This window comes from Martinezella rhizogenes (assembly GCF_000799715.1).
Lineage (GTDB): Bacteria > Pseudomonadota > Alphaproteobacteria > Rhizobiales > Rhizobiaceae > Rhizobium > Rhizobium rhizogenes_C.
Window position 1 is genome coordinate 1 of record NZ_JUHG01000017.1, and the last position, 26,095, is coordinate 26,095.

General features: G+C 61.7%; 25 protein-coding genes and 1 pseudogene. 14 read left to right on the forward strand and 12 right to left on the reverse strand.

Annotated elements, in window-relative coordinates; genetic code table 11:
• From EX00_RS24395 to EX00_RS32235, 7 genes and pseudogenes are all read left to right on the forward strand, one after another.
• A pseudogene (locus EX00_RS24395) lies at nucleotides 1–352 on the forward strand (bifunctional methylenetetrahydrofolate dehydrogenase/methenyltetrahydrofolate cyclohydrolase); the annotation flags it as partial.
• Nucleotides 353–466: 114 nt separating this feature from the next.
• Nucleotides 467–1,600: an aminomethyl transferase family protein gene (locus EX00_RS24400; protein ID WP_047463904.1), complete on the forward strand. Its 1,134-nt coding sequence runs from the start codon at nucleotides 467–469 to the stop codon at nucleotides 1,598–1,600.
• Between the two features lie 12 nt (nucleotides 1,601–1,612).
• The gene (locus EX00_RS24405; protein WP_047463906.1) at nucleotides 1,613–2,218 is read left to right on the forward strand and encodes a dimethylamine monooxygenase subunit DmmA family protein; all 606 of its coding nucleotides are present in this window, start codon (nucleotides 1,613–1,615) and stop codon (nucleotides 2,216–2,218) included.
• Nucleotides 2,215–3,180 (forward strand): PDR/VanB family oxidoreductase, encoded by a 966-nt coding sequence (locus tag EX00_RS24410; protein ID WP_047463908.1) that lies wholly within the window; start codon nucleotides 2,215–2,217, stop codon nucleotides 3,178–3,180. The genes EX00_RS24405 and EX00_RS24410 overlap by 4 nt, the downstream gene beginning before the upstream one ends.
• Before the next feature lie 28 nt (nucleotides 3,181–3,208).
• Nucleotides 3,209–4,249, forward strand: a complete 1,041-nt coding sequence (locus EX00_RS24415; protein WP_047463910.1) for a heme-dependent oxidative N-demethylase family protein — start codon at nucleotides 3,209–3,211, stop codon at nucleotides 4,247–4,249.
• Nucleotides 4,250–4,314: 65 nt separating this feature from the next.
• Complete coding sequence (locus tag EX00_RS24420; RefSeq protein WP_047463912.1) at nucleotides 4,315–5,652, forward strand: NAD(P)-binding domain-containing protein; 1,338 nt, start codon at nucleotides 4,315–4,317, stop codon at nucleotides 5,650–5,652.
• 117 nt (nucleotides 5,653–5,769) lie between these two features.
• The gene (locus tag EX00_RS32235) at nucleotides 5,770–6,369 is read left to right on the forward strand and encodes a methyl-accepting chemotaxis protein (protein ID WP_047464471.1); all 600 of its coding nucleotides are present in this window, start codon (nucleotides 5,770–5,772) and stop codon (nucleotides 6,367–6,369) included.
• Nucleotides 6,370–6,377: 8 nt separating this feature from the next.
• On the opposite strand, the gene EX00_RS24430 is transcribed toward EX00_RS32235, so the two are convergent.
• A complete protein-coding gene (locus tag EX00_RS24430; protein ID WP_047463913.1) occupies nucleotides 6,378–8,747 on the reverse strand; it encodes a trimethylamine N-oxide demethylase in 2,370 nt (789 codons plus the stop codon).
• Between the two features lie 245 nt (nucleotides 8,748–8,992).
• On the opposite strand from EX00_RS24430, the gene EX00_RS24435 reads away from it, so the two are divergent.
• The 3 genes from EX00_RS24435 to EX00_RS24445 all read left to right on the forward strand — a co-directional run bounded on the left by EX00_RS24435 (nucleotide 8,993) and on the right by EX00_RS24445 (nucleotide 11,465).
• Complete coding sequence (locus EX00_RS24435; RefSeq protein WP_047463915.1) at nucleotides 8,993–10,777, forward strand: trimethylamine N-oxide permease; 1,785 nt, start codon at nucleotides 8,993–8,995, stop codon at nucleotides 10,775–10,777.
• A gap of 144 nt (nucleotides 10,778–10,921) precedes the next feature.
• Complete coding sequence (locus tag EX00_RS24440) at nucleotides 10,922–11,182, forward strand: type II toxin-antitoxin system ParD family antitoxin (RefSeq protein WP_202903763.1); 261 nt, start codon at nucleotides 10,922–10,924, stop codon at nucleotides 11,180–11,182.
• Nucleotides 11,175–11,465, forward strand: coding sequence for a type II toxin-antitoxin system RelE/ParE family toxin (locus EX00_RS24445; RefSeq protein ID WP_047463918.1), 291 nt, complete (start codon nucleotides 11,175–11,177; stop codon nucleotides 11,463–11,465). The genes EX00_RS24440 and EX00_RS24445 overlap by 8 nt, the downstream gene beginning before the upstream one ends.
• Nucleotides 11,466–11,527: 62 nt before the next feature.
• Here the strand turns inward: EX00_RS24445 and EX00_RS24450 are convergent, their stop codons facing one another.
• The 11 genes from EX00_RS24450 to EX00_RS24500 all read right to left on the reverse strand — a co-directional run bounded on the left by EX00_RS24450 (nucleotide 11,528) and on the right by EX00_RS24500 (nucleotide 22,168).
• Nucleotides 11,528–12,466 carry an ABC transporter ATP-binding protein gene (locus tag EX00_RS24450; RefSeq protein ID WP_047463920.1) on the reverse strand — a complete coding sequence of 313 codons (939 nt, stop codon included), beginning with the start codon at nucleotides 12,464–12,466 and terminating at the stop codon, nucleotides 11,528–11,530.
• A gap of 18 nt (nucleotides 12,467–12,484) precedes the next feature.
• A complete protein-coding gene (locus EX00_RS24455; protein ID WP_047463922.1) occupies nucleotides 12,485–13,120 on the reverse strand; it encodes an ABC transporter permease in 636 nt (211 codons plus the stop codon).
• A 5-nt stretch (nucleotides 13,121–13,125) separates the two neighbouring features.
• Nucleotides 13,126–13,749, reverse strand: a complete 624-nt coding sequence (locus tag EX00_RS24460) for an ABC transporter permease (protein ID WP_047463924.1) — start codon at nucleotides 13,747–13,749, stop codon at nucleotides 13,126–13,128.
• Nucleotides 13,750–13,792: 43 nt separating this feature from the next.
• Nucleotides 13,793–14,572, reverse strand: coding sequence for a phosphate/phosphite/phosphonate ABC transporter substrate-binding protein (locus tag EX00_RS24465; RefSeq protein ID WP_047463926.1), 780 nt, complete (start codon nucleotides 14,570–14,572; stop codon nucleotides 13,793–13,795).
• Nucleotides 14,573–14,617: 45 nt separating this feature from the next.
• Nucleotides 14,618–15,622, reverse strand: coding sequence for an ornithine cyclodeaminase family protein (locus EX00_RS24470; protein ID WP_047463928.1), 1,005 nt, complete (start codon nucleotides 15,620–15,622; stop codon nucleotides 14,618–14,620).
• A 111-nt stretch (nucleotides 15,623–15,733) separates the two neighbouring features.
• Nucleotides 15,734–16,621, reverse strand: a complete 888-nt coding sequence (locus EX00_RS24475) for a glycine betaine ABC transporter substrate-binding protein (protein ID WP_047463930.1) — start codon at nucleotides 16,619–16,621, stop codon at nucleotides 15,734–15,736.
• Nucleotides 16,622–16,704: 83 nt separating this feature from the next.
• Nucleotides 16,705–18,204 (reverse strand): HAL/PAL/TAL family ammonia-lyase, encoded by a 1,500-nt coding sequence (locus tag EX00_RS24480; protein ID WP_047463932.1) that lies wholly within the window; start codon nucleotides 18,202–18,204, stop codon nucleotides 16,705–16,707.
• Nucleotides 18,201–18,971, reverse strand: a complete 771-nt coding sequence (hutC, locus tag EX00_RS24485; RefSeq protein ID WP_047463934.1) for a histidine utilization repressor — start codon at nucleotides 18,969–18,971, stop codon at nucleotides 18,201–18,203. Before hutC ends, EX00_RS24480 begins: the two co-directional genes overlap by 4 nt.
• Nucleotides 18,968–19,819, reverse strand: a complete 852-nt coding sequence (locus EX00_RS24490) for a MaoC family dehydratase (protein ID WP_047463936.1) — start codon at nucleotides 19,817–19,819, stop codon at nucleotides 18,968–18,970. The genes hutC and EX00_RS24490 overlap by 4 nt, the downstream gene beginning before the upstream one ends.
• Before the next feature lie 2 nt (nucleotides 19,820–19,821).
• Nucleotides 19,822–20,622, reverse strand: coding sequence for an SDR family NAD(P)-dependent oxidoreductase (locus tag EX00_RS24495; RefSeq protein ID WP_047463938.1), 801 nt, complete (start codon nucleotides 20,620–20,622; stop codon nucleotides 19,822–19,824).
• Nucleotides 20,612–22,168 (reverse strand): acyl CoA:acetate/3-ketoacid CoA transferase, encoded by a 1,557-nt coding sequence (locus EX00_RS24500; protein ID WP_047463940.1) that lies wholly within the window; start codon nucleotides 22,166–22,168, stop codon nucleotides 20,612–20,614. Before EX00_RS24500 ends, EX00_RS24495 begins: the two co-directional genes overlap by 11 nt.
• A gap of 395 nt (nucleotides 22,169–22,563) precedes the next feature.
• Between EX00_RS24500 and EX00_RS24505 the strand changes: the two genes are divergently transcribed.
• From EX00_RS24505 to EX00_RS24520, 4 genes are read left to right on the forward strand one after another with little or no spacing between them, the layout of a single operon-like run.
• Nucleotides 22,564–23,691 carry an ABC transporter ATP-binding protein gene (locus tag EX00_RS24505; RefSeq protein WP_047463942.1) on the forward strand — a complete coding sequence of 376 codons (1,128 nt, stop codon included), beginning with the start codon at nucleotides 22,564–22,566 and terminating at the stop codon, nucleotides 23,689–23,691.
• Nucleotides 23,681–24,325 (forward strand): ABC transporter permease, encoded by a 645-nt coding sequence (locus EX00_RS24510; protein WP_047463944.1) that lies wholly within the window; start codon nucleotides 23,681–23,683, stop codon nucleotides 24,323–24,325. Before EX00_RS24505 ends, EX00_RS24510 begins: the two co-directional genes overlap by 11 nt.
• 4 nt (nucleotides 24,326–24,329) lie before the next feature.
• Nucleotides 24,330–25,055 (forward strand): ABC transporter permease, encoded by a 726-nt coding sequence (locus tag EX00_RS24515; protein ID WP_047463945.1) that lies wholly within the window; start codon nucleotides 24,330–24,332, stop codon nucleotides 25,053–25,055.
• Nucleotides 25,056–25,066: 11 nt separating this feature from the next.
• A complete protein-coding gene (locus EX00_RS24520; protein ID WP_047463947.1) occupies nucleotides 25,067–25,981 on the forward strand; it encodes an ABC transporter substrate-binding protein in 915 nt (304 codons plus the stop codon).
• The last annotated feature ends 114 nt before the right edge of the window (nucleotides 25,982–26,095 follow it).

Below are 26,095 nucleotides of genomic sequence, written 5' to 3' on the forward strand. Positions count from 1 at the left end.
CGCCAATGCGACGGTGACGACGGCACACTCCCGCACCAAGGACTTGGCCATGGTCGCTCGCACCGCCGATATTCTGGTGGCGGCGGTCGGCCGTCCTGAGATGGTCAAGGCGGACTGGATCAAGCCGGGCGCGACGGTGATCGATGTCGGCATCAACCGGATTGCCGCCCCTGAGCGCGGCGAGGGCCGGACCCGTCTGGTCGGCGATGTCGCCTTTGCCGAAGCGTCTGACGTTGCCGCCGTGATCACACCGGTTCCCGGTGGTGTCGGGCCGATGACCATCGCCATGCTGATGGCCAATACCGTCATTGCCGCTCATCGGGCGGCCGGCAAGAGTGCGCCGAAATTCTGAATGTGAATGTCGCCGCATAGGCCGACAAAAAACTTGAGGATCGGCTTGCCACGGAGCGAAAGACGAATATAGTCAGGAAATAAATATTCCATAGAAGAAAATGAGGGAACGGAAATGGCTTTATCTTGGCGTTTCTCCGCCTTGGCGGACCGGCATCGCGCCCTGGGGTCGAAACTCGAGGACTGGAGCGGCATGGGAACCGCCTGGACCTATGAGAAGGACATGTCGGATGAGCATGTCGCCATCCGCACCAAGGCCGGTATCATGGATGTTTCCGGCCTGAAGAAGGTACATCTGGTCGGCCCGCACGCCATCGCCATCCTCGACTCCATCACCACCCGTGACATGTCGAAGATCTATCCCGGCCGCTCGGTCTATGCCGCGATGCTGAACGATCGTGGTTATTTTACCGACGACTGCATCGTCTACCGCACCGGCCCGAATTCCTGGATGCTGGTTCACGGCTCCGGCTCCGGCCACGAGGAACTCGTCAAGCAGGCGGCGGGCCGCAACTGCGCCGTCCTCTTCGATGACGACCTGCATGACCTGTCGCTGCAGGGGCCGGTCGCTGTCGATTATCTTGCCAAATATGTGCCCGGTATCCGCGATCTCAAATACTTCCATCATATGCAGACGACGCTGTTCGGTGCTCCGGTGATGATCTCGCGCACCGGCTATACCGGCGAGCGCGGTTACGAGATTTTCGTGCGCGGCCAGGATGCCCCGATGGTCTGGGACCGCATCGTCGCGGAAGGCAAGGAGATGGGGATTATCCCCTGCTGCTTCAGTGTCCTCGATATGCTGCGCGTCGAAAGCTACCTGCTCTTCTACCCCTACGACAATTCGCAGATGTATCCCTTCGCTGACCAGCCGCCCGGCGACAGCCTCTGGGAACTCGGCCTCGATTTCACCGTCAGCCCCGGCAAGACCGGCTTCCGGGGTGCCGAGGAACATGCCCGCCTCAAGGGCAAGGAACGCTTCAAGATCTTCGGCATGCTGATCGATGCCGACGGCCCGGCCGATCTCGGCGACGAGGTCTTTGCCGACAGCAAAAAAGTCGGCGTCATCACCTGCCCGTGCTACTCGGCGCTGACAAAAAAATCCATGGCGATCGCCCGCCTCGATGTCGACAAGGCTGTGCAGGGCACGAAGCTCGAGGTGCGCGGCAAGACGCTCATGGCGAGCGCGATTGCCCACACGCTGCCCTTCGACGATCCGGAAAAGAAGAAGAGGACGGCCGTGGGTTGAGGAGGCGCGCCTATGCTCGTCGAAGGCATCAAGAGCCGGCCGGTCTATAAAGGCCTCTCGATCCAGCCGCAGGCCCGGCGGCACATCTTTGCGCTCGAAGGCGAGGGGGGCAATGCTCTCCTCGACCAGAAATCCGCACTTGACGATACTGTCCTGTCGCGCAGCGAGATTCTCTATGTCGCTCGCGGCTCGCAGGGCAAGGGTTATGACGAGACCTTGCGCCGGCTTGGCCCTGACATGTTTTTCACGGCGCCGACCATCGCGACGCTGCTCTTTCGCCTGAAAGGATCGCTTGCGACAGCCCATATGGGTACGCGGCTTTATATCGCCGGCACCGAAGGCTTCATCGGCCAGGCGATGATGGTGGCGCTCGATTATGGCATGGATCATGCCTCGATCATCACGGAACATCGCGGTTCGCTGGCGCGCCGCGTGCAATGCGTCCATTGCAAGGGCATCACCGAGGATGTCACCCATAGCCCCTTTGCCTGCAGCCATTGCGGACTTCCACTCTTGGTGCGCGATCACTATTCGCGTCGCCTCGGCGCTTTCCAGGGCGTCAACATCGATGCGGAAGAACCGGGCAGCGGGCCCGATCCAGAGGAGTTGTTCCTGTGAGCGGTGGTACTGAAATTCCCGTCCGCGTGGCAAAGGTGACACCCGTCGCCCATCGCATCAAGCGCTTCCGCTTCGAACGCCTCGATGGCAAGCCGATGCCTTATTTCTCCGGTGGCGCCCATGTCATCGTCTCGATGAATGATGATGGCCATATCAGGCGCAACGCCTATTCGCTGATGTCGCCGCCGCATGATTGCTCGGGCTATGAAGTCAGCGTGCTGCATGTCGAGGATTCGCGCGGTGGCTCCACCTTCATGCATGAGAAGGTGAGCGAAGGCGACGAGCTGAAGGTCAGCTATCCGGTCAACCTCTTCCAGCCGGACTGGCGCGGCCGCAAGCATCTGCTGATCGCCGGCGGCATCGGCATCACGCCCTTCATCGCCATGATGGAGCAGTTTTCCCGCGAGGGCGCCAATTTCGAGCTACATTATGCGGTGCGCTCGCTCGATCGCGGCGCCTACTGCAAGGATCTCGTCGCGCGCTACGGCCCGCATCGGGTGAAAATCTATTGTGATGCGGAAAAAAACTACATTCCGCTCGCCCGCCTGCTCGACAGCCAGCCACTTGGCACACATCTCTATGTCTGCGGCCCCTCGGGCATGATCGACGGGGTGCTGAAAGCAGGGCTTGAGGCCGGCTGGCCGGAGCAAAACCTGCACTCCGAACGCTTCCTGTCCTCGCAACCCGGTAAGCCCTTCGTGATCGAGCTGACGCGCTCCGGCAAGACCGTGCATGTCGGCCATCACGAGAGCATATTGGAAGCGGTCGAGGCAGCCGGCGTCGACGCGCCCTTCCTCTGTCGCGGCGGCGCCTGCGGTCAGTGCGAGACGGCGGTTGCCGTCTGCGAGGGCAAGCTTCTGCACCACGACGTCTATCTGACCGATGAAGAAAAAGCTTCCGGCCGCAAGGTGATGATCTGCGTCTCCCGCTTCGAGGGAAACACGCTGCATCTCGACCTCTAGGCATCGGGCCGAACCCAGGAGAACGGACATGGCAATCGCCTTCAAGCAGGAAACGTTCCGGGACGATTTCAGCTATCGCAACAGTCCGGAGAACATCCGGCGCTTTCCGTTCCCATTCGATCGCGACGAGTACATGTATTCCGTCAACATGGAACCGCATGTGAAAGGGCAGGCGGGCACGATTTATGAAAGCCTGATCGACGTCGACGAGCATTATGTCGCCGAGATGCACGACCGGGCGCTGGTGCTAAAGGAAGATCCGCTGCGTTACCAGGCGCTGCCGCACATGATGTCGGCGCAATGGGATACGCTGGAACTGTTGATGGAGGAACAGGCGGCCGGTTATCCCGAACATTTCACGCTGATCAAGAACGGTGATCAATGGCGCTGGATCAACCGGCCGCTCGGCATCGACGATAGCTTCACCTTTGGCGACGCATCGACGCTGCCCTATGAGCCGTTCGAATACATTACCCGTCAGGCCCAGGGCGATTTCTGCATCGTTGATCAGCGCGATAGCAATCTCTGGATGGATGCCGGCATGGTCACGACGCAGGCCGATTGGTCGCTCGATTTCGACATCGGCATGAATTTCATGGAATGGCACGGGCCGGTGCCGCTCGCCCACCAGATCGGGGTCTTCGACCGTGCGCTGAAGTTCCTGTTGAACCTGCAGCAGGGCAAGCCGACGCGCCGTTTCAACTGGACGATGACGATCAATCCGCGCCTTGACACCAGCCCGGAGAACTATCCGAAATGGGGGCCGGACCGCTTGACGGTGACGCCGCAGAATATCGGCGAGAAGGTGCATCTGCGCGTGGAATTGCAGAGCCTCTGGCGACTGCCGCGCTCGAACGCCATCCTCTTCGTCATCCGCTGCTATCTGATGAACATGGACGAGCTGGTGACCGTACCGAAATGGGCGCGGCGCTTCCCGCGCGTACTGCGCACGCTGCCGCCGGAGCTCATCGACTACAAGGGCCTGACGCGGTTTCGCGAGATGACAATCGACTGGCTTTCGAAATACGACGATGGGGCGCCGACCAGCCCCGGCACCTTCCCGGATTGACGCCAACGGCGCGCCAAACGACCGCATACGATAAAAGTTCGATACAATCGAAAGGGGAATGCTTCATGACAAGAGTTGCCGTCATCGGCGCCGGTCCTTCCGGCTTGGCCCAGTTGCGGGCCTTCCAGTCGGCGGCCCAGAAGGGCGCCGAGATCCCGGAGGTCGTCTGCTACGAAAAGCAGTCCGATTGGGGCGGGCTTTGGAATTACACCTGGCGCACCGGCCTCGACGAATATGGCGAGCCGGTCCACGGCAGCATGTATCGCTATCTTTGGTCGAACGGCCCGAAGGAATGCCTGGAATTTGCCGACTATACGTTCGAGGAGCATTTCGGCAAGCCGATCGCCTCCTATCCGCCGCGCGCCGTGCTCTGGGACTATATCAAGGGTCGCGTCGAGAAGGCCGATGTTCGCAAATGGGCGCGCTTCAGCACGCCGGTTCGCATGGTACGCTTCGACGAGGAGACGAAGAAGTTCACGGTGACGGCACATGATCGTGTCGAGGACCGGATGTATGACGAGGAATTCGACTATGTCGTCGTCGCCAACGGTCACTTCTCGACGCCGAATGTGCCCTATTTCGAGGGCGTGAAGACCTTCAACGGCCGTGTGCTCCACGCCCATGACTTCCGCGATGCGCTGGAATTCAAGGACAAGAACGTGCTGATCGTCGGCCGCAGCTATTCGGCCGAGGATATCGGCTCGCAATGCTGGAAGTACGGCGCGAAATCGGTGACGACGAGCTACCGCTCGAAGCCGATGGGCTTCAAATGGCCTAGCAATTTCGAGGAACGACCGCTGCTGACCAAGCTTGAAAACAAGACGGCGCACTTCATCGATGGATCGAAAAAGGATGTTGACGCGCTGATCCTGTGTACCGGGTACCAGCACCATTTCCCCTTCCTGCCCGACGAACTGCGCCTGAAGACCGCCAACCGCCTCTGGGCCGATCACCTTTACAAGGGGGTGGTCTTCGACACGAACCCGCAGCTTTTCTACATCGGCATGCAGGACCAGTTCTACACCTTCAACATGTTCGACGTGCAGGCCTGGTGGGCGCGCGACGTCATCATGGGCCGCATCAAGTTGCCTTCGGAAGAGGAGCTGAAGGCAAATTTCGACATGTGGCGCGCCCGCGAGGAGACGCTTGAGGATGCCGAGCAGATGATCTGGTATCAGGGCGACTATGTGAAGGAGCTGCTTGCTGAAACCGACTATCCGAGCTTCGACATTGAAGGCACGAACAAGACCTTCATGGAATGGGAACACCATAAAGCCGAGAACGTTATGGGTTTCCGCGACCATGCCTATCGCTCGCTGATGACCGGCAACATGTCGCCGACGCATCATACGCCCTGGGTCAAGGCGCTTGACGATTCCATGGAGGAATATCTGCGCAATTGATGCCCTCCCAAGCGTTGCGTAACCGGCAAGGGCTGCTCATCGCGGCCCTTGCCGGCATGTTTGAGATGAGACGAAGCAATTTGATCCGCAACTCCTTTTTCTTCGGGCATGGTCTTTATGGATTTCCAAACAAGCATTCTCGGCCGCATGAACGGCTTTCTCTATCGCTGCCGCGCGGATGAAAATTATACGATGCTGGAGATGACCAACGGCATCGAACGCGTCTTCGGCTATCCCGCGGACGAGATTATCGGTAACCGGACACGCACATTCACCTCCATCATGTGCGAAGACGACGTGCCGGTCATGGACGAGGTTGTCGGCAGGGCGCTGGAAAGCCGCACCGACTGGACGATGGAATATCGCATTCGCCACAACGAAGGTCATTTCATCTGGGTGACGGAGACCGGTGGCGGCGTATGGGATAAGGCGGGTGAACTGCTTTATCTCGAAGGCAGCATCATCAATATCGAGTCGCTCTATCAACGCATCGACGAGCAGACCGCCGACATGCGGGTGACGGCGTCGAAGACCGGCGAGATATTGCAGTCGCTGCGCTACCTGAAACTGCTCGCCGTCAATGCCGGCATCGAGGCTGCGAGAGCCGGAACGGCGGGGTCGGGTTTCGCGGTGCTAGCGGCGGAAATGCGCACGCTCGCCAACTCCTCGGAAGAGGCGGCGCGAGCAATCTCAAATGCGCAGCGCAAGACGGAGTAAGTAATAACTTACGAACGTGGCCGCGTCTTTTGCGGATCGTAGTGCGATAGCGGCACGATGACGGCCGGCAAACGCTTCTGGTGGCCATCGAGCTTGCCAATTTCTACCTCGGTGCCGATGCCCGCATGTTGAACGTCGATACGGGCGAGCGCGATCGTCTTGCCAAGGATCGGTGAGCGCGTGGCGCTGGTGACGACGCCGACCTGCGCGCGGCCGATATGGACGCAGTCGCCGTGACTGACCGCTTCATTGGCCTGGACGTCGAGCCCGACCATCAGATGGCGCGGGTTTTCCTTGCGACGGATCAGCGCCTCGCGACCGATGAAATCATCCTGCTTGGATTTCAGCGGTACGGTGAAGCCGATGCCGGCCTCGAAGGGATCGGTCTGGTCGGTGAACTCGTGATGAGCAAAGATCAGGCCGGCCTCGATGCGGACCATATCGAGCGCTTCCAGCCCCATCGGCTTTAGCCCATAGGGCTCCCCGGCCTTCCAGACGGCGTCGAAGACGGTGAGGGCATCCTTCGGATGACAGAAGATCTCGTAGCCGAGTTCGCCGGTATAGCCCGTGCGCGAGACGACGACGGGCGCGCCTTCGAAACCGCCGATGCGGCCGACGGCGAAGCGGAACCATTCGAGCTCGCCGATCGTCGGCTGGCGCGGCGCGGTCCAGATGATCTCCTTCAGGATATCGCGGCTTTTCGGGCCCTGGAGGGCGATATTGTGCATCTGGTCGGTCGAGGAGCGGACCCAGGCCTTGAAGCCCTTCTTCTCCGCCTGTTCGCGCAGCCAGATGCCGCTGTAATCATCGCCGCCGATCCAGCGGAAGTTCTTGTCCCCGAGGCGGAAAAGCGTGCCGTCGTCGATCATCCCGCCGTTTTCGTAGCACATGGCGGAATAGACGACCTGGCCGGTCGACAGCTTACGGACGTCGCGCGTCAGGCAATATTGCAGCAATTCCTCGGCATCCGGTCCCGTCACCTCGAACTTGCGAAGCGGCGAGAGGTCGATGACGACTGCCCTTTCTCGGCAGGCCCAATATTCCTCAACCGGCCCCTCCGAGGAAAAGCGGTTCGGCAGCCAAAAGCCGCGATATTCGGTGTAGTCCCGCGTGAGGGCAGAGAGGCGGGGGTGAAACGCGGTTTCGCGCGTCAGTTCGGCGTCGGCGTCTGGGGTCATGCGATAGGCTACCGCTCGTGTGAATTTCTCTTTTCCGGAAAAGGTGCGGACGTGGATATCCGTCGGATCCCAGCCATTTGCCGCGTCGATATCGTCGGGGCAAGAGGAGGAGACGCAGACGAGATCGGTCAGCGCCCGCATCAACACATAGTCGCCCGGTCGCGACCAGGGTTCGTCGAGGTAGAGTTGATTATTGTGGTCGATATTGGTGTTGTAGAAATAGTTGAGTGCTTCCCAGCCTTTGCGACCGGCAATGCCGTATGGCGCCAGCGCCGCGTTGAAATTGTCGGTGCAATTCACATGGCCGGGGTAGCCCATGTCGTCGTAATAGCGCGAATTGCAGGCGGTCGCGAAGGCGTCGTGGCGGCCGACCGTGTCCTGCACGACCTCCACCAGCGGCTCGAAATCGCGGTCGAAGGCTTTCGACGGCAGGCCAGGGGCAGGATAGCTGCGGCCAAGCAGGGTACGGGTGACGGTGGAATCGAGCGCGAGATCAAGCCCCTTGTCCACCTTGCGGGCGGCAAATGCCTGGAAGTCGGTGCATTGCCGGCCATAGACATCGATGATCTGGATGAATTCGCCGGCGCGGACGAAATAGGCGGAGGCGGCGCCAGCCCTGATACGGACATCCTCGATCGGGTCGGCCAAGGGCTCCGGCAGGGCGGAGGCATAATCGCGAATAAGTTGACTGCGCCGGATACTGATCTTGATCGGCGTCACCGTCGCTTGCGCCTCCGGCGACATGGCGTCGCCCGGGGCCGCGACGATCAGCAGGCCTTTCAGCGCGATCGTGAGTTCAGCCGTGCTGCCGGGCGCCGAGGTCTCTCCAAAGAGGCTGACAGCGCCGGCCTTGGCGAGATCGGCACCGCGCCGCTGCAAGGCCGCGCGCGTGCGCTGCGCGCTTTGCTCCTCGGAGGACAGAATGGATTTAAGGCCGTCGGCATTGCCGGTGAATGCCACGCCGAGGCCCGCCGATTGAAAGCGGCCTTTCTCGTCCAGGAAGGATAGCTCGCAGGCCTGTCCGCCCTCGCTGTCGGTCATTGTGACATGGTCTCCAGGCTCGACGCGCACGACCAGCGATCCGCCGCCCCTGCAGCGGTAGCGCTCGGTATTCGGCGGTAGCGCCGGAATGCCGGGATAGTGGATGATACTGGCCGAAACGGGCCGCACTCCGGCAACTGTCGGATGGAGATCTCGCATGCAGCCCTCTCGGGGAATGATGTGCCTTCCGGCACTGGAATCATGCTGACAAAATGCCCTCCGAAAGTAAAGGGATATTGACTAAAAAGAAAATATCTTCACTATCTATAAAGGGCCTAGACTCGGAAATCCGTGCAGGAAACACGGATCTTCAAAACCACCGGCGGGCCTGAAATGCCATGGGAGGCACGTTCAGGGAGACGTACGACAGATACGTCCGGAACAATAAATGGGGAACTGCACCGATGACGGATATTGTGGACGCCAGCGCTCCCGCTGGCACCGAAGGTAAGCTTATACGCGCGCTCGACTGGAAGGGCGCGTTCTGGGTGGCTGCGGGCGTGCCGCCGCTTGTTCTTTTCTCCATCGGCGGTATCGCCGGCACGACGGGCAAGCTCGCCTTCGTCGTCTGGATCATTTCGATGGTCATGGGGTTCCTGCAGTCCTTCACCTACGCGGAAATCGCCGGCATGTTCGCCAACAAGTCCGGCGGCGCCTCGGTCTATGGCGCGACCGCATGGCTGCGCTATTCGAAGTTTATCGCGCCGCTCTCCGTCTGGTGCAACTGGTTTGCCTGGTCGCCGGTACTCTCTCTCGGCTGCGCCATCGCGGCCGGCTATATTCTGAACGCTTTCTACCCGATTCCGGCGGCGGATTCGCAGGCCGTTGTCGCCTGGATCACCGCCCATGCCACCTCCATCGCGGCCGATAGCCCCCGCGTTGCCGAATACATCGCCGCCCATGCCGGCACCGCACCGGCGGATGCCGTTACCGCGCTGCTCAGCGCCGACGGTGTTGCCGCGCTGACGCCGGCAATCCGCAGCTGGTCGCTCGTCAGCTTCAATATTCCCTTCCTTGCGACTGCCAACGTCAACGCCACCTTCTTCATCGGCGGCATCCTGATGCTGATCATCTTCGCGATCCAGCACCGCGGCATCTCGGAAACGGCGAGCGTCCAGAAATGGCTGGCGATCATCGTTCTCGTGCCGCTGCTGATCATCGGTCTCTATCCGATCGTCAGCGGCCAGATCGTCGCTTCCAACGTCACCGGCCTCGTGCCGCCGACAGCCGCCTATGCCGGCTCGGACGGTACCTGGAGCAATGGCGGCTGGACGCTCTTCCTCGGCGGTCTCTATATCGCGGCCTGGTCGACCTACGGCTTCGAAACAGCCGTCTGCTACACGCGCGAGCTCAAGAATCCGAAGACCGACACGTTCAAGGCGATTTTCTATTCCGGCCTCGTCTGCTGCCTGTTCTTCTTCCTCGTGCCCTTCGCCTTCCAGGGTGTTCTTGGTCATGCCGGCATGCTGGCGCCGGGCATCGTTGACGGTACCGGTGTCGCGGAAGCGCTCGGCGGCCTGATCGGCGCCGGCCGCATCGTCACCCAGCTTCTCGTCATCCTGATGATCCTGGCGCTCTTCCTCGCCATCATGACGGCGATGGCCGGTTCGTCCCGCACGCTCTATCAGGGCTCGAAGGACGGCTGGCTACCGAAATATCTCGACCATGTGAACGAGAATGGCGCACCAACGAGGGCGATGTGGACGGACTTCGCCTTCAATCTCTGCCTTCTGGCGATCGCCTCGGATGCGAGCGGCTACTTCTTCGTGCTCGCCGTCTCCAATGTCGGCTACATCATCTTCAACTTCCTGAACCTCAACTCCGGCTGGATCCACCGCATGGACTCCGGCCATATCGAGCGTCCGTGGAAGGCGCCGACCTGGCTGATTGGCCTCAACACCATCCTCGCCTTCGTCAACGCCCTCTTCCTCGGCGCCGGCGCCAAGGTCTGGGGTTACACCAACGCGCTTTGGGTCGGCTTCGCCTTCGCAGCCCTGATCCTGCCGGTCTTCGCCTATCGGCATTATGTGCGAGACGGCGGCAAGTTCCCGGCCGGCGCCATGGACGATCTCGGCCTGGTCGGCCAGGATCTCGGCGTCAAGAAGGCAGGCATTCTGCCCTATCTGGCGATCGCCGGCGGCCTTGCCATCGTGCTATTTGCCAACTGGTTCTTCCAGCTGCCGGCCTAGGGAAGGGATTAGTAATAATGACGATCCCCGCTGTGCTGAGCATGGCGGGGATTTGTCTTGGTCGAGACTAAGGGTGCGGCCTCACTATGCGATATTGTTAGTTCTTGTTAGGATTGCTATAAATAGCCGATGAAAACCGAGCCCATGAGAACCCTCACTATATCCCTTTCTTCTCAGCAGGTGGCGCGTTTGCACGATGCTGTTGAATCCGGAGCCTATGCCTCGAATAGCGAGGTGGTTCGGGATGCCCTGCGTTTATGGGAGCAGCGCGAAGAAATTCGTCTCTTGGAAATCAACCGTCTCAAGAGGGCGTATGACGAAGGCATGGCAAGCGGCGAGGGCCGTGAGGTCGATGCCAAGACCCTTCTAGCGGAGTTGAAGGCGGAAATCCGTCGCGGTGGCTAAATACATTCTGAGCCCCAAGACAGAGGAAGATCTGCGCCAAATATGGCGCACAATCGCACCGGACAATGAACGGGCAGCGGATGCCCTTCTCACGCGGATTTTGGACAACGCCGAGCTTGCGGCAGGACAGCCTCTCATGGGGTCTCCTCGGCCGGAATTGAGTCCCACGGCGCGAATCCTCATTGAGGGGCGTTATGTCGTCATCTACGAGCCGATGACTTACGGGATCTTTATCGTTGCGGTCGTCTATGGGCCGCGCGACGTTGAAAACTGGCTGAGCTGAGACGGCCCGGGGCGTAATTGTCCTAACGAAGGGCAAGTCTGCGTTGCCCTGAAAACTCCACCCTACCGATGCGCGGAAAGCATCGCCTCACGCGAGAGATACCCGACCCTCTCACCGCTCCCTGCCTTGACGTCGAGCCCCTGCAGATCGTCGGCGAGGATCAGCGCCAGGGCGTCATGAAGACTGGCGCTGGGGCCGATGGAGACAGCGGAAACCTCAGTTGCGGGCGGCGCCATGACGCTTGCCACTTCGATCAGGCTCAGCCGCTTGATTGCCCGGTCCGGTCCGAGGAAGCTTTGCACGAAGTCGTTGGCGGGACGGGCGAGGATCGCTTCCGGCGTATCATATTGCAGCAGGCGGCCGTCGCGCATGATGGCGATGCGGTCGCCCATCTTGATCGCCTCGTCGATATCGTGGGTGACGATGACCACGGTCTTGCTGACTTTTTTCAGGATCTGCCGGAATTCGTCCTGCAGCCGCACGCGGGTGATGGGATCGATCGCGCCAAAGGGCTCGTCCATCAGCATGATCTCGGGATCGGCGGCGAGCGCCCGGGCAAAGCCGACCCGCTGCCGCTGTCCGCCGGAAAGCTCGTGCGGCAGGCGGCGGCGCATAATCGCCGGATCGAGTCCGACCAGATCAAGAAGCTCGTCGATGCGGCGGTCTATCCTTGCCTTGTCCCAGCCGAGCAGGCGTGGCACCGTCGCGACATTGCGCTCGATCGTCATGTGCGGGAAGAGCCCGACCTGCTGGATGACATAGCCGATGCTGCGGCGAAGCTGCTTCTGGTCGGTCTCCGCCACATCCCGTCCATTGACCAGCACGCGGCCCCGCGTCGGCGTTTCCAGCCGGTTGATCATGCGCATGGTGGTGGTCTTGCCGCAGCCAGAGGGGCCGATCAGCGCGACGGTCGTGCCTGTTTCGATCTCAAGCTCAAGGGTGTCGACGGCGTGGCGCTCGCTTCCCACGTAGTTCTTGGTGACATGGTCGAGTCGTATCATGGCAATGGCCTTCCGCGGTCATCGTCTTTGAGTGAAAAATCGCTCCAGCCAGCCGAAGGTGAGTTCGGCGAGGATGGCGAGAAGGGCGATCGGCAGCGCGCCGACGAGCAGGCGCGGCATGTTCATGATGGCGATGCCCGCATTGATGAAGTCGCCGAGCCCGCCGCCGCCGATGAAGGAGGCAAGGGCCGCGCCGCCGATCACCTGAATGGCGCTGGTGCGCACGCCGGCAAGGATCGAGGGTACGGAAAGCGGGGCTTCGATCTGCCAGAGGATATCGCGGCGTCCCATGCCCATGCCGCTGGCGGCATCGAGAAGGGCAGGGTCGATTTCGCGGATGCCGGTGATGGTATTGAGCAGGAGCGGCGGCACTGCCAGCACGACCAGGGCGATGACCGAGGGTACCAGCCCGATACCGAGGAAGGGCATGGTGGCCGCGAGGATGGCAAGGCTCGGAATGGAGCGTAGCGAGCCGGCGACGTTTACCGCGACGAAGGCGGCGCGCGGCATTCTGGCGACGAGAAAGCCAAGGGGTATCGCAATGACGAGAGCGATACCGAGCGAGATGACGCACATCAGCATATGGCGGTTGAAGGCGCTGAAGAAAGTGCCGGGATTGCTGGCGATCCAGTGGAAGGCGTCGATCAGGATCATCTCGTCTACCTCCCGCTGCGACGGCGCAGCATCTTTTCGATCGCCGCGAAGAGATAGTCGGTAAAAAGCGCCAGCGCCGAGGTGAGCAGGCCGCCGGCGAGGATCTTTTCCGGGAAACGCTGATCGATGCCCTCGAAGATGATCACGCCGAGGCCCCCGGCATTGATATAGGCCGCAACTGTGGCAATGCCGATGACGGTGACCATGGCGATGCGGATGCCGCCAACGATGAACGGCATGGCGAGTGGCAGCTCGATTTCCCAGATGCGCCGGATGGTTCCATATCCCATGCCATGCGCGGCATCGAGCACGTCGCGGGGGATAGCCTGGAAGCCAAGCCCGATATTGCGGATAAGGATCATCAGCGAATAGGCCGCAAGGCCGGTGATGGCAGGTGCCGCGCCGATGCCGAGGGTCGGAATGAGCAGGGCGAAAAGCGCGAGACTTGGCACAGCGAAGAGGACACCCGTCACGATGACGATGGCGCTGAAGGTGCGGGGCTTGCGCGCCGCCCATATGCCGACGATCAGCGAGATGACCAGCGCGATCCCGACGGATGAAAACACCAGGTAGAGATGTTCCAGCAGGGCTTCGGCCAGCCGATCGATATTCTTCGGAACCCACTTCATCGGCGGGCTCCCTTGCTGGAGCGATGGCGGGTCTGTCGTGGTTTCACCATGACGCTCCCAGGGCTTCGTCGGTATCCCGCGCTCTTGCCGGCATCCGATCGTACGCCGCCATATCCGGCTCCGCGAAAGCGGAGAGACCGAGCGAGGCGAGGATGGCTTGTCCCTCCTCGCTCCGATGCGCGTGAAGAAGCGCATGCTTGAGCGCCAGAATCGTGTCCGACGACAACTGCCGGGAGGCTACGAGCAGCGGGAAGGGTGCGGGCCTGGTCGTCGCGACGATGCGAAGCGGCGCGATCATATCCGGCTCATGCATTTCCAGCAGTTGATAGGCATAGGCATCGATTGCCCCGACATCGATCGTCCCGCCGCGGATCGCTTCCACGACGCCGCGCGGGTTGAGAAGCGGGCCGACCGTGTCGCGCACTTCTTTTGCATGGGGTTGTGTGGCGAGAAATTCTCGCGGTGCATTATAGCCGGACTGCGAATCCCGCACCGTCCAGCCCCATCGTGCCTTTGCAAGATCGGCACTTTTTAAGGCCGAGTCCCTGGCGGCGACGATATGGCTCGCATAGACCGCCCGCCCGCCGGCCCAGCTCGCGAGCGAGATAGGTGCCACGAGCGGTGTCGGCCGCTGCTCGGCGGCAAGCTTCGAGAAGGGGAAGCCGCACATGAAGACGACGCCCATATCCGGCCGCTCCCAGAGCGTGGAAAGAGGTGCGGGAGCAGCATGAGGGATTACCTCAAGCCTGACGCCGGATTGCGCACCGAGCCACGCAAAAAAGCCGTCCCAGAGCCCGGTTATCTTCGGGCTGAGATTATACATTCTCGAGCAGGCTATGGGCGGGGAGGCGGTCCTGGTCATTGCCGGTCACGCAAACCGCAGGCGCTGGCCGATATTCATCCGCTTGGCCTTGTCGACCATGGCGGCACCCAGCGCGACATCGGTCGTGCTGAGGCCACGATGCCAGAAGAGGATGGTTTCGTCGTCGCTTTCGCGGCCGGGCTTGGCGCCGCAAACGATCTGGCCGATTTCGGCATGCAGCGTCTCCGCCGTCACCTTGCCCTCGTCCACATGCCGGCGCAATGCGCCATAGGGCCGGCCGGGGCCGCACTGACCCCAATCGTCGACGACGACCTTGTCCATGATGTCGGTCAGGTCGAATTCCAGCGCGCTCATCGTGCCGTAGGGAACGACGAAGGCGCCCTTCTTGACCCAGGAGGTCTTGAAGAGCGGCGTCGGCTCCGGCAGGCGGCTCGCCTCCACCATGATATCGGCGTCCTTCAGGCAGTCTTCCCAATTGTCCGTGACGATGATCTTCTTGCCGAGGTCCTTTTCCAGCCGGGCTGCAAAGGCGTCGCGGCTTTCCGGGCGACGGGAATGGATGCGGATTTCCTCGAAATCGAAGAGATGGTCGAGCAGGCGGACATTCCAGTAGGACGTGCCGCGCGCGCCGATATGGCCGAGCACCTTACTATCCTTGCGGGCGAGATGGCGTGCGCCAATGGCGGTGACCGCGCCGGTGCGCATATCGGTGATCGCGGTGGCGTCGACGATCGCCTTCGGCACGCCGGTATGCGGATCGAAAAGGTTAAGCACCGCCAGTTCGGACGGCAGGTCCTGTTTGTAGTTGTCGACGAAATCGCCGACCACCTTGACGCCGGCATAGCCGAGCGATTTCACATAGCCGCGCAGCACGTTGAAATGCCCCTTGTCGGAACTTTCGGGCACGAGATGCACACGCGGCTCGATCACCGTCTCACCGCGTCCCTGTGCATCCAGCGCCTTGCTGACGGCATCGAGGATTTCGTCATTGGTCAGCGCCAGTGCCTTGGCATCGATGGCGTTCAGATAGTCGATCCAGATTTCCTGCATTCCCGTTCTCCAGGGATGCCGCCGGTGGCGGTCACGTCGATTGCTGCAAATTGCCGGCGATGGTGCCGGAGGGAGCACGACAGGCCCAAAGCCCGTCGCGCTCCCAGACGATCAGGGAAGCAGGCCTTTTTCCTTCAGGAAGGCTTCTGCCACGTCCTTGGGTTCCTCGTGGTCGTTCTCGACCTTGGCATTGAGGACGCGCATCGTCGCATTGTCGAGATGGGAGCCGAGCGCTTCCAGCACGTCCTTCATCTTCGGATTGGCGTCCAGTGCCTGCTGGCGGACGACGGGGGCGAGGTAATAGGGCGGGAAGAGCCCCTTGTCGTCGTCGAGCGCGACCAGCCCTTTTGCGCCGATCTGCCAGTCAGTGGCGGCGCCGTTGACGACGTCGATATCCTTTTGAGCCAGTGCATCATAGCGCAGGCCGAGCTTGGCGAACTGCTTGAATTCCTTGAATTCCGCGCTGTAGACGCGCTTCAGGCCAGGCAAACCGTCCGCGCGGTCGGGAAATTCTGCGCCGCCGCCGAAGACCAGCGTGCCCGATACCTTGGCAAGGTCGGACAGCGTCTTCAGCTTGTCGGCATCGGCCGTTTCCTGGCGCACGACGATGACATAGCCATTGTTGATGCCCGTCGGTTTCAGCCAGGTGAGGTTGAACTGCTTGGTGTAGAAGTCCTTGACCTCACTATAGACCTTGTCCGGATCCGTGGACATCGTCCCCTTGACGACGGCGGAAAGCGCCGTGCCGGTATATTCGGGATAGAGGTCGATGGCGCCGGTCGTGAGTGCCTGCTGGGCAATCATCGTGCCGCCGAGATTGATCTTGCGCTCGACCTCGAAACCAGCCTTTTCCAGAAGAGCCGCATACATCTCAGCGAGAATATATTGCTCGGTGAAATTCTTGCTGCCGACCTTGATGGGCTCCGCTGCCGCAGCGGGCTGGAAGGCGGCGGTGACCATCACGGCGGCGGCGATGGCGGACAGGATCGACAATTTCATCTTCATTCCCCTCTGGTTAAATGCGGTGGATCAATATTGATATTGCTGCAAAATCAGTTTTGGTCTTTTCAATTCCGGCCCCGTCAGGTGGAGTTCCGGATGAGTTCGGATATGCGTTGAAAGTCCGGCCCCTGGGCGCGATCCTCGCTGAGCGGCGGCACCTGTTCGCGAATTTGCCGGTAAACCTCCCGCGTACCGGTGCCGAGTTCGTTCTCCACGCCGCGCAGCTCCACAGCCTGGGCAGAGGCGATCAGTTCGATGGCGACGAGATAGCGCAGCCGCTCGATGATCGCTTCTGTCTTTGCAAGGACACTCGGCGCCATCGATGCCTGATCCTCAACGCCGTCAGCCACCGGTATGGGCGTGAGCGAGATCGGCGCGGCGAAGTGACGGATTTCCGCTTCGAGCGCTGAGACGGTCTTCTGGACCGTGGCAAACCCGGTGCGGCTCTGGCCGAGCGGCGTCAGGAAGCGCGGCAAGTCCGACATACCGGCCGACATGATCTTCATCGTGCGATAGGCGGTCCCCGCAGCGCAATGCGCCAGCGCCTGACCGAGCCGTTCCCATGCCAGCACGAAGGCTGTCATGTCGAAATTGCCGTGCGACAGCATCAGGCCCTCGTCGATCAGCACGACCGGATTGTCGCCGGAGCTGGCGATCTCGATTTCCGTTATCTGACGCGCCTCGCCGATGGCGTGGAGGAGGGCGCCTGAGACCTGCGGCGCGCAGCGATAGCTCAAGGGGTCCTGCAACCGCCGTGCCGCGCCGTCGGTCAGCAGGGAGCTTCCGGTCAGCAATTCGCGAAGCCGTGCGGCCGCCTCGCGCTGGCCGAAGGCCGGCCGTGCCGCCAGCGCCCGGTCGTCGAAGGCCGTGACATTGGCGCGGAATGCCTCGAAATTCAGGGCGATAGCGGCAAGCGACCAAGTGAACAGCTGCTCGATATCTTCAAGGCAAAGGCAGGCCTTGCCGACGGAAAGGCTGTTGGCGACGACAATCGCGTGCCCGTCCTTCGGCGCAAGCCGTAGCGGCTCGAGCCCGGCTGTCATCAGCGCCTCGCCGGCTGCCATCACAGCGCCGCCGATTTCCGCTTCGCCGTCGCCCAGAAGCGCTCTTCCCATATGTGCCAGCGGCGCAAGGTCGGCCGCCCCGATCGAGCCGAGAGAGGGCACGACCGGATGGAACCCGGCATTCAATGCTTCCACGAGACCCGAAAACACCGGCAGCGACACGCCGGAACCGCCAGCCGCCATTCCGGCGATCCGGACGGCCATCATCGCACGCACGACGTCTCGCGGAAGTGGAGCCCCGACGCCGACGGCCCGTGCCTGTGGCACGCGCAGCTGGAAGGCGACGAGATCGTCGGTCGCCAGACGCGTGTCGACGCCCGCGCCGAGCCCCGTCGTCAAGCCGTATACGGGCACGTCGGATGCTGTGTAGCGATCGACGATGGCGCGTGCGGCAAGGATCTTATGTTCGACATCGGAGGAAATCGTCACCCGGGCATTCCGCCGCGCGATGGCGGCGATATCGCTCACCGTCGGAGCGGCTCCCGTGAAGGAGATGATGTTGCCGGCGGAGGTCATCCCTGCCTGCCCTCCAGAAGAGCGAGCGGCTTTGCCCGTCCCTTGCCGGAGCGGGCTTCCAGCCGGTATTTGTCGCCGGGATAGGAGAGCAGCGCACAGGTGACGACGGCATCGCCGGACCATGTGCGGCGGAAGACTCGCAGGCAAGGCTGATCGGGCTTCATGCCGAGCAGTTTCCTGACCATGGCATCCGGCTTCATCGCCTCGACGAAATGTTCGAATTCGGTGATCGGCGCGACCCGTGTCAGATATTCGTTCGGGGTGATCTCGTTGAAATCATTGGTGAGATAATCGGGCGCGACGACCGGATTGACATAGCGTTCCTCAACCTGGATCGGCTGATTGTCTTCCAGATGCACGATCAGCGTATGCATGACCTCGATGCCCGGCTCCAGATCGAGCGACTGGGCGACGCTGGCGTCCGCCTTGATGCGGTCGGCAATCAGCACCTTGGCGGTATGGCGATGGCCACGGCTGGAAATCTCCTCGGCGATGTTCTTGATCTGCAGCAGGTCGATATCGTGACGCTGTGAGGAAACGAAGGTGCCGAGGCCGGCGGAGCGCGTCAGCACACCTTCGAACATCAGTTCGCGCAGCGCCCGGTTGGCGGTCATGCGGCTGACGCCGAAGGACGAGACCAGCTCGCTTTCGGAAAAGACGCGATCGCCCGGCTTGAGCGTGCCCTCGGCGATCAAGCCCATGATCTTTTCCTTGATACGCAGATAGTGCGGCGCATCGCCCGCTGGTTTGGGTTTCGGTCCAGTCATGCCAACCTCGCAGTTCCATGGTCCAGAACGGTAGCCTCGCGTGCGGGAACCCGGGCGCGAAACCGTATGTCCTGGCCTTCTTGCCAAATATCGAATTCCAGCCGATCGCCGGGAAAGACGACGGCGGTGAAGCGGGCGGCGATGAAGCCGACATCCGCAATTTCGTTCGTACCCAACGTCCGCCCGATCGCGTAGCCCGCGTAGCCGAATGTGCACAGGCCATGCAGGATCGGGCGCGGGAACCCGGCGCGGGCTGCGTAGGCGGGATCGGAATGAAGCGGATTGAGATCGCCGTTCAGCCGGTAGAGCAGGGCCGCGCTTTCCGGCATCGTGATTGCGAAAACTGTATCCGGCGTGCGATCGGGAACGGGCGGTAGCGGTTCTGGCGGCGTTCCCGCCGATCCGCATCCGCCGTCGCCACGACAGGCATTCGTCTGAACGATGGTCGCGATCGGTGTCTCATCCGGCTCAGTAACGATCGTTCGCTCGAAGGTCGCGAACATGCCCTTTTCGGGTCCACGATCCACGACGGAGAGCATGCGGGAGCGTGACAGTAGCGGCTTACCAAGCGGAAGGGGCCGGTGGATCGTCAGGCGGTGTTCCGAGTGAACAAGGCGCTGCCAGTCGACACCGGCATCCTTCATCCAGGGGCCTGCATGCGCAACCACATTCGCCATAGTTGGCACAGGGCGGAGATCGTCTTCCTGAACCCGCCGCAGATGGGCTCGATCAAGTGGTTCTGTTCCATATCCGACGGTGAGCGCATAGAGGATTGCGTCGCGCGCGGTCACCGTCTGCCGGGCCTCGGGGATGGGGAAATCCATGATGGATCGGAGCGATATGGCCATGGTCAGGCGTCGCTCCGTTGGGCGGGCTTACGGGTGCCGCCCGCCAGGCGGATGCCGCCATCGACGGAGAGCAATTCGCCGGTGACGAACTCCGCACCCTCAACGAGCCAGACGACCGCGCCGGCGACGTCTTCGGGCGTCGCAACACGTCCGAGCGGCGCTGTGCCGGAAAAGCGGGCAGCGAGCGCGTCATAGGCGTTGGTTCCGAGCGTCTGGCGCATCCAGCGGGTATCGATGATGCCTGGGCAGACCGCGTTGACGCGGATCTCCGGGCCGCAGGTGCGGGCAAGCGCCATGGTCAGCGCGTTGAGCGCGCCCTTGGAGGCGGTATAGGCAAGCGAAGTGCCGCCGCCGGTAAAGGCGACATTCGAGGAGACGTTGACGATCGCGCCGGCGCCGGTGGCGCGCATGGCCGGGATGGCGGCGCGGCACATCTGGTAGGCGCCGACGACGTTGACGCCGAACACCTTCTGGAAATCCTCCGCCGAGAGGGTTTCGAGATCGAAGGGATCGGATTTGACGGTAACAGCGGCATTGTTGACCAGCGCATCGAGGCGCCCCCAGCGCTTCACGGCCCTGGCGACCATCGCGCGGCAGGCGGCATCGTCCGATACGTCAGCCTGAACGAGTTCGACCTCAGCGCCAAGCGCCTCGCAGGCAGCGGCGGTTTCCTCTGCTTCGTTGCGGCTGCGGCTGTAGTTGACGACGACGCTTGCGCCCTTCTCGGCAAATATGCGGACGCAGGCGGCGCCAACGCCGGTCGCTGATCCCGTGACGATGACGACGGAGCCATCAATCTTCATAGGGGAGCTCCTTCATCGCGGATGGATGGAAGAGGCGCGTGTCCATCTGCCTGAGCTGGTCGGCAATCGCGACGCCCGACGGCAGACGGTTGATGACATGGGCTTTCACATCGATGCCGGGCGCGACTTCCGTCAGCGTCAGTCGGCCATCGATGACGTGAAAAACGGCGCGTTCGGTGATGACGATCTGCTTCTGGCCTTGCGGTGCGGCGGCGGGATCGGAGCTTACCTGCGCCACCTTGTCGACGATCTTGCAGGAACGACCGTCCGTGACAATCGAGAGCTTGCCATCCTCGACCCGGATATCGGCGCCGCCATGCGAGAACGAGCCCATATAAACGACGGTGCCGGCGGTTTGGGAGATATTGGTGAAACCGCCGACGCCGACGATGGACTTGCCGAAGCGGCTGACATTCACCGCGCCACGGACATCGACCTCCGCCATACCGAGGAAAGCGACATCGAGGCCGCCGCCGTCGTAAAAATCGAACTGGGAGGCCTGTGGAATGATGGCGCTCGGATTGACTGCGGCGCCGAAGGAAAGCTCCTCGGCCGGAATGCCGCCGATGACGCCGGATTCGATGGTGACGGTATAGTCGTCATAGGCTTCTTCGCTGGCGATGCGGCCAATCCCAGCTGCAATGCCAATGCCGAGATTGATCGTCGCCTGGCTGTGGCCGAGCAGTTCCTGGAAGGCGCGGCGCTGAATGATCTTGTCGAGAGAAAGCGGCAAAGGCGGCAACTGGCCGGCGGCGGTCCGGAAGCGGCCGGTATAGGCGATATTGTCGGCCTCGCCGAAGCTGACGCCATGCTGGGCGGGATCGTCGCAGACCACCACGTAATCCACCAGCATTCCTGGAATGCGGACATCGGCGGCAGGCAGCGAGCCGCGTTCGGCGATGCGTTTTACCTGAACGATGACGATGCCGCCGGAATTCCGGCCGGCCTGCGCCATTGCGAGAACATCGACGGGAAAGGCTTCGTCCTCCATGGTGATATTGCCGTCCTCGTCGGCGGTCGTACCACGCAGAAGGACGCAATCCAGCGGCATTGAGGGATAGAGCAGCCAGTCGCGGCCGCGCAAGGTGACCCGCTCCACCAGTTCGGTCGTCGTGCTTTCGTTCATCCGACCGCCGCCATGCCGCGGATCCATGAAGGAACCGAGGCCAATATGGGTGATGACACCGGGCTGGCCGCTGGCGATGGCGCGATAGAGCTGGGCGATCACACCCTGCGGCCAGCAATAGGCATCGATCTTTTCCGCCAAAGCCAGTTCGCCGAGCCGGGGAGTGCCGCGCCAGCCGCCGGCGATGACACGCTTGACGAGGCCTTCATATCCGAAATGGCCCATGCCGCGCGCCTTGCGGTCGCCGGCGCTGGCGGCAAACAGGAGTGTGAGGTCGCGGGGAGCGCCCTCCGCCAGATAACGCTCCTCGACGGCGGCGGAAATGGCTTCGGGATGGCAGCATCCTCCAAAAGCAGAGGCGGCGACGGTCATGCCGTCTTTCAAAAGAGCCGCCGCTTCATTCGAAGTGATGATCTGCATAAACGCATCCATTTAAGGGTTGGCTGTATATACAGGCATAGCGAATGAGTGTTTGCAAGGCAATAATCGGTGCTGATTAAAAATTTAGCAGTCGGTCGCGGAAACCGGTGTAGCGTGCTGCCTACCGGAACTCGCGGGCCTAGGTTTTGCCCTTGCATATATCGTTACTAATCAAATCGATGGTTTTTATCAAGTTGTGAGGCTGCGGATTTTCAGGCCCGACAATGCGGCGCGGTGTTCGACGCGCGCTCGCAACGCGAGACATTTAAATGCAGGTTTTTGCATATTAAATGGGCATATCACCAGTCCGGCTAAAATTTTTGCCATCCCAGTTGCGCGGCCATTGGTTTCGTGTAACCTGTATATACAGGTGGAACAGGAATGGGTGAGCCAGGTTGATCACTTTCGAAAATGTGACGAAGCGCTATCACGGCGATGTTGTGGCGGTGAACGAACTGTCGTTCACGGCGCCGACCGGTAAATTGACGGTGCTCGTCGGGCCGTCCGGATGTGGCAAGACGACATCGCTGCGTATGATCAATCGCCTTGTGGCTCCGAGCTCGGGAACGATCCGTCTGGGAGACGAGCCGACGTCGCGGATGGATGAGGCGCTGCTTCGGCGGCGGATCGGCTATGTCATTCAGCATGCCGGTCTCTTCCCGCACCGGACGATCATCGACAATGTCGCGACGACCGCCCGCCTGAACGGCACGCCCAAGAAGCAGGCGCGTGCTATCGCGCTGGAACTGCTCGAGCGCGTCGGTCTCTCGCAGGGTTTTGCGGATCGCTATCCCTGGCAGCTTTCGGGCGGCCAGCAACAGCGCGTCGGCGTGGCGCGCGCGCTCGCTTCCAACCCCAAATTCATGCTGATGGACGAGCCCTTCAGCGCGGTCGATCCCATCGTGCGCACGCAGCTGCAGGACGAGTTCCTGCGTCTTCAGCGAGAAATGGGCAAGACCATCATCATGGTCACCCATGATATCGACGAGGCGCTGAAGCTTGGCGATCAGGTCGCGGTCCTGCGCGTCGGCGGCGAGCTCGCGCAGATCGCGACGCCGCAGGAACTGCTGACGAAACCGGCCGATGCCTTCGTCGCCAATTTCGTTGGCCGCGACCGGGGCTATCGCTTCCTGGGTTTCGTCGGCGCCAATGGTCGGCTGACTGTCAAGGCCGAGCCGACCGTGCGCCTCGGCGATATGCCGGAAGCAGCGCGTGGCGCTGCCAAGGATCGCTGGCTGCTGGTCACCAACGAGCGCGGCGAACCTCTCGGTTGGACGGAACCGGCAAGCCTGCAGGGGCCAATCCGCATGGGCGACCTCAATCTCAGCGGCACGCTCGCCTTGGCTGACGGCTCGCTGCGACAGCTTCTCGACGCGGCTTTGAGCTCGCCCAGCCGCCGCGGCGTCGTCGTCGACGACAAGGGCCAGCTGATGGGCTCCATCGGGGTCGCGGATCTGGTTGCGCTGCTGGATGGATCGGAAGATCCGGCGGCTCCGGTGAAGGGAGCGGACCATGCGATTTGACTGGCTGCTGCGCGAATCCGGGAATATTGCCAACCTGTTCTGGTGGCATGTCGGCCTTTCCGTCATTCCCGTTATCGCCGCCCTCATTCTTTCGCTGCCACTCGGATGGCTGGCGCATAAGAGCGGGCTGTTCAAGTCGGCGATCCTCGGGATCGCGGGCCTGCTCTACACCGTTCCGTCGCTGGCGCTCTTCGTCCTCCTGCCTCTGGTGCTGCACACGAAAATCCTCGATCCGCTCAACGTGGTCGTGGCGTTGACGGTCTATTCGCTGGCCCTGCTGGTACGCACCGTCAGCGATGGCCTGGGTGCGGTGCCCCCGGATACGCTGCAGGCGGCCACCGCTATGGGATACCGGTCGTTCCAGCGATTTTTCATGGTCGAGTTGCCGATTGCCGTGCCTGTTATCGCCGCGGGTTTGCGCGTGGCGCTCGTATCGAATGTCAGTATCGTTTCCGTGGCTGCCTTGATCGGGACGCCGCAGCTCGGGCTGCTGTTTACGCAAGGTCTTCAGCTTCGGTTTGTCACGCCGCTGATCGCCGGCATTGTGCTCTGCCTGCTGCTTGCCGTTGTCCTCGACGGTCTCGTCATCCTGCTCAATCGCTGGCTGACGCCCTGGCGGCCGGGAAAGGTGTGAGCTCATGATCGAATGGTTTCTCAATCCAGCACAGTGGCACGGTTCGGAGGGCATCCCGAATCTTTTGATCCAGCACCTGCAATATAGCTTCATCTCGCTTCTGATCGCGGCGCTCATCGGCCTGCCTGCCGGTCTCTATGTCGGGCATACCGGCAAGGGGACATTCCTGATTGCCGGTCTTGCGAACGCCACGCGCGCCTTGCCGAGCCTCGGCCTGATCGTGCTACTGGTCATCCTCGTCGGGCCTTATTTCAAATCGGACTTGGCCTATCTGGTGCCGAGCATCGCCGTCCTGGTGCTGATTGCGGTGCCACCGATCATGATGGGCGCCTATTCCGGGATCACCTCGGTGGATCCGGCTGCCGTCGATGCGGCCAGGGGCATGGGATACCGGCCGCTCGCCTTGCTGCTTACCGTCGAGCTTCCCTGTGCATTGCCGCTGATCTTTTCAGGCTTCCGCAGTGCCGCCTTGCAGGTGATTTCGACAGCGACAATCGCCGCCTATGTCTCGCTTGGCGGCCTCGGCCGGCTTATCATCGATGGCCGCGCCCAAAACGACTATATGCAGATGGCCGCCGGCGCCGTTCTCGTGGGTGTTCTCGCCCTGATCGTCGACCTGTTCTTCGGCCTCGCATCCAGGATCGCAGTCTCGCCCGGCTTGACGCGCCGGACTGTGAATGGCGCCCCCATCTGGCGCCTGCTTGCCAACAGAAAACAACGGAACAGCTAGGAAGAACGAAGATGATAAAGCGAAACATGCTTGCAATCGGCGCCATTGCCATTTCTGCACTTCTTGCGGTCGCTCCGCTCGCGCGGGCCGAAGACCCCTTGTCCTCGAGCACGCCACGCTCGGATGCGGATACGATCATTGTCGGATCCGCGGACTTCCCGGAAAGCCAGCTCCTTGCCAAGATCTATGCCCTGGCGCTCGCCGCCAAGGGCATGAAGGTGGACACGAAGCTCAATATCGGCAGCCGCGAAGTCTATATGCCGGCGCTGCTCGACGGTTCGATCGACCTTCTTCCTGAATATGCCGGCGCGACGCTGAGCTATCTCGACAAGAACGCGACCGCGCATGCCCCGAAGGATGTCGTCGAGGCGCTCGGCAAGGTGCTGCCGAAGGGCGTGTCGATGCTGACGGCATCCGACGCCCAGGATTCGGACGTACTTGCCGTCACCGAGGAAACCGCCAAGAAATACTCCCTGACGTCGATTGAGGATCTGAAGCCGGTCGCTGGCGAACTCATCCTCGGTGGCCCGCCGGAATGGAAGACCCGCAAGGAAGGCGTCGTCGGCCTGAAGGACGTCTATGGTCTGGTATTCAAGGATTTCAAAACCCTTGACGTCGCTGGCCCGCTGACCCTTTCGGCTCTGACCAACGGTCAGGTCCATGCGGCTGACATGACTTCGACCGATCCGGCGATGAAGGCGAGCAAGCTCGTCGCGCTGAAGGATACGAAGAACCTGTTCCCGGCGCAGAATATCCTGCCGATCATCGCGACCAGCAAGGTCAGCGACAAGGTCACCGCGGCGCTCAACGCCGTTTCTGCCGCGCTGACGACCGAAGACCTGATCGAGATGAACGGTCGTCTCGCCAATCAGGAAAGCTTCGACACCGTTGCCGGCGATTGGCTGACGAAGAACAAGCTGAACTAATCGATATCACGGCGGCCGACCGCAAGTTCGGCCGCCGGCACCTGGACAGAGGAAAGTAGCGAGGCCGCTTGTCTCCGGAAGGGGAAGGCTGGCGTCCGTCCAAGGGAGGGCGGA

Bases quoted from the DNA above. Each gene is read 5' to 3' on its own strand.
- EX00_RS24400 (WP_047463904.1), top strand. From the start codon at position 467: ATGGCTTTATCTTGGCGTTTCTCCGCCTTGGCGGACCGGCATCGCGCC.
- EX00_RS24405 (WP_047463906.1), top strand. From the start codon at position 1,613: ATGCTCGTCGAAGGCATCAAGAGCCGGCCGGTCTATAAAGGCCTCTCG.
- EX00_RS24415 (WP_047463910.1), top strand. From the start codon at position 3,209: ATGGCAATCGCCTTCAAGCAGGAAACGTTCCGGGACGATTTCAGCTAT.
- EX00_RS24420 (WP_047463912.1), top strand. From the start codon at position 4,315: ATGACAAGAGTTGCCGTCATCGGCGCCGGTCCTTCCGGCTTGGCCCAG.
- EX00_RS32235 (WP_047464471.1), top strand. From the start codon at position 5,770: ATGGATTTCCAAACAAGCATTCTCGGCCGCATGAACGGCTTTCTCTAT.
- EX00_RS24430 (WP_047463913.1), bottom strand. From the start codon at position 8,747: ATGCGAGATCTCCATCCGACAGTTGCCGGAGTGCGGCCCGTTTCGGCC.
- EX00_RS24435 (WP_047463915.1), top strand. From the start codon at position 8,993: ATGACGGATATTGTGGACGCCAGCGCTCCCGCTGGCACCGAAGGTAAG.
- EX00_RS24440 (WP_202903763.1), top strand. From the start codon at position 10,922: ATGAGAACCCTCACTATATCCCTTTCTTCTCAGCAGGTGGCGCGTTTG.
- EX00_RS24450 (WP_047463920.1), bottom strand. From the start codon at position 12,466: ATGATACGACTCGACCATGTCACCAAGAACTACGTGGGAAGCGAGCGC.
- EX00_RS24455 (WP_047463922.1), bottom strand. From the start codon at position 13,120: ATGATCCTGATCGACGCCTTCCACTGGATCGCCAGCAATCCCGGCACT.
- EX00_RS24460 (WP_047463924.1), bottom strand. From the start codon at position 13,749: ATGAAGTGGGTTCCGAAGAATATCGATCGGCTGGCCGAAGCCCTGCTG.
- EX00_RS24465 (WP_047463926.1), bottom strand. From the start codon at position 14,572: ATGTATAATCTCAGCCCGAAGATAACCGGGCTCTGGGACGGCTTTTTT.
- EX00_RS24470 (WP_047463928.1), bottom strand. From the start codon at position 15,622: ATGCAGGAAATCTGGATCGACTATCTGAACGCCATCGATGCCAAGGCA.
- EX00_RS24475 (WP_047463930.1), bottom strand. From the start codon at position 16,621: ATGAAATTGTCGATCCTGTCCGCCATCGCCGCCGCCGTGATGGTCACC.
- EX00_RS24480 (WP_047463932.1), bottom strand. From the start codon at position 18,204: ATGACCTCCGCCGGCAACATCATCTCCTTCACGGGAGCCGCTCCGACG.
- hutC (WP_047463934.1), bottom strand. From the start codon at position 18,971: ATGACTGGACCGAAACCCAAACCAGCGGGCGATGCGCCGCACTATCTG.
- EX00_RS24490 (WP_047463936.1), bottom strand. From the start codon at position 19,819: ATGGCCATATCGCTCCGATCCATCATGGATTTCCCCATCCCCGAGGCC.
- EX00_RS24495 (WP_047463938.1), bottom strand. From the start codon at position 20,622: ATGAAGATTGATGGCTCCGTCGTCATCGTCACGGGATCAGCGACCGGC.
- EX00_RS24500 (WP_047463940.1), bottom strand. From the start codon at position 22,168: ATGCAGATCATCACTTCGAATGAAGCGGCGGCTCTTTTGAAAGACGGC.
- EX00_RS24510 (WP_047463944.1), top strand. From the start codon at position 23,681: ATGCGATTTGACTGGCTGCTGCGCGAATCCGGGAATATTGCCAACCTG.
- EX00_RS24515 (WP_047463945.1), top strand. From the start codon at position 24,330: ATGATCGAATGGTTTCTCAATCCAGCACAGTGGCACGGTTCGGAGGGC.
- EX00_RS24520 (WP_047463947.1), top strand. From the start codon at position 25,067: ATGATAAAGCGAAACATGCTTGCAATCGGCGCCATTGCCATTTCTGCA.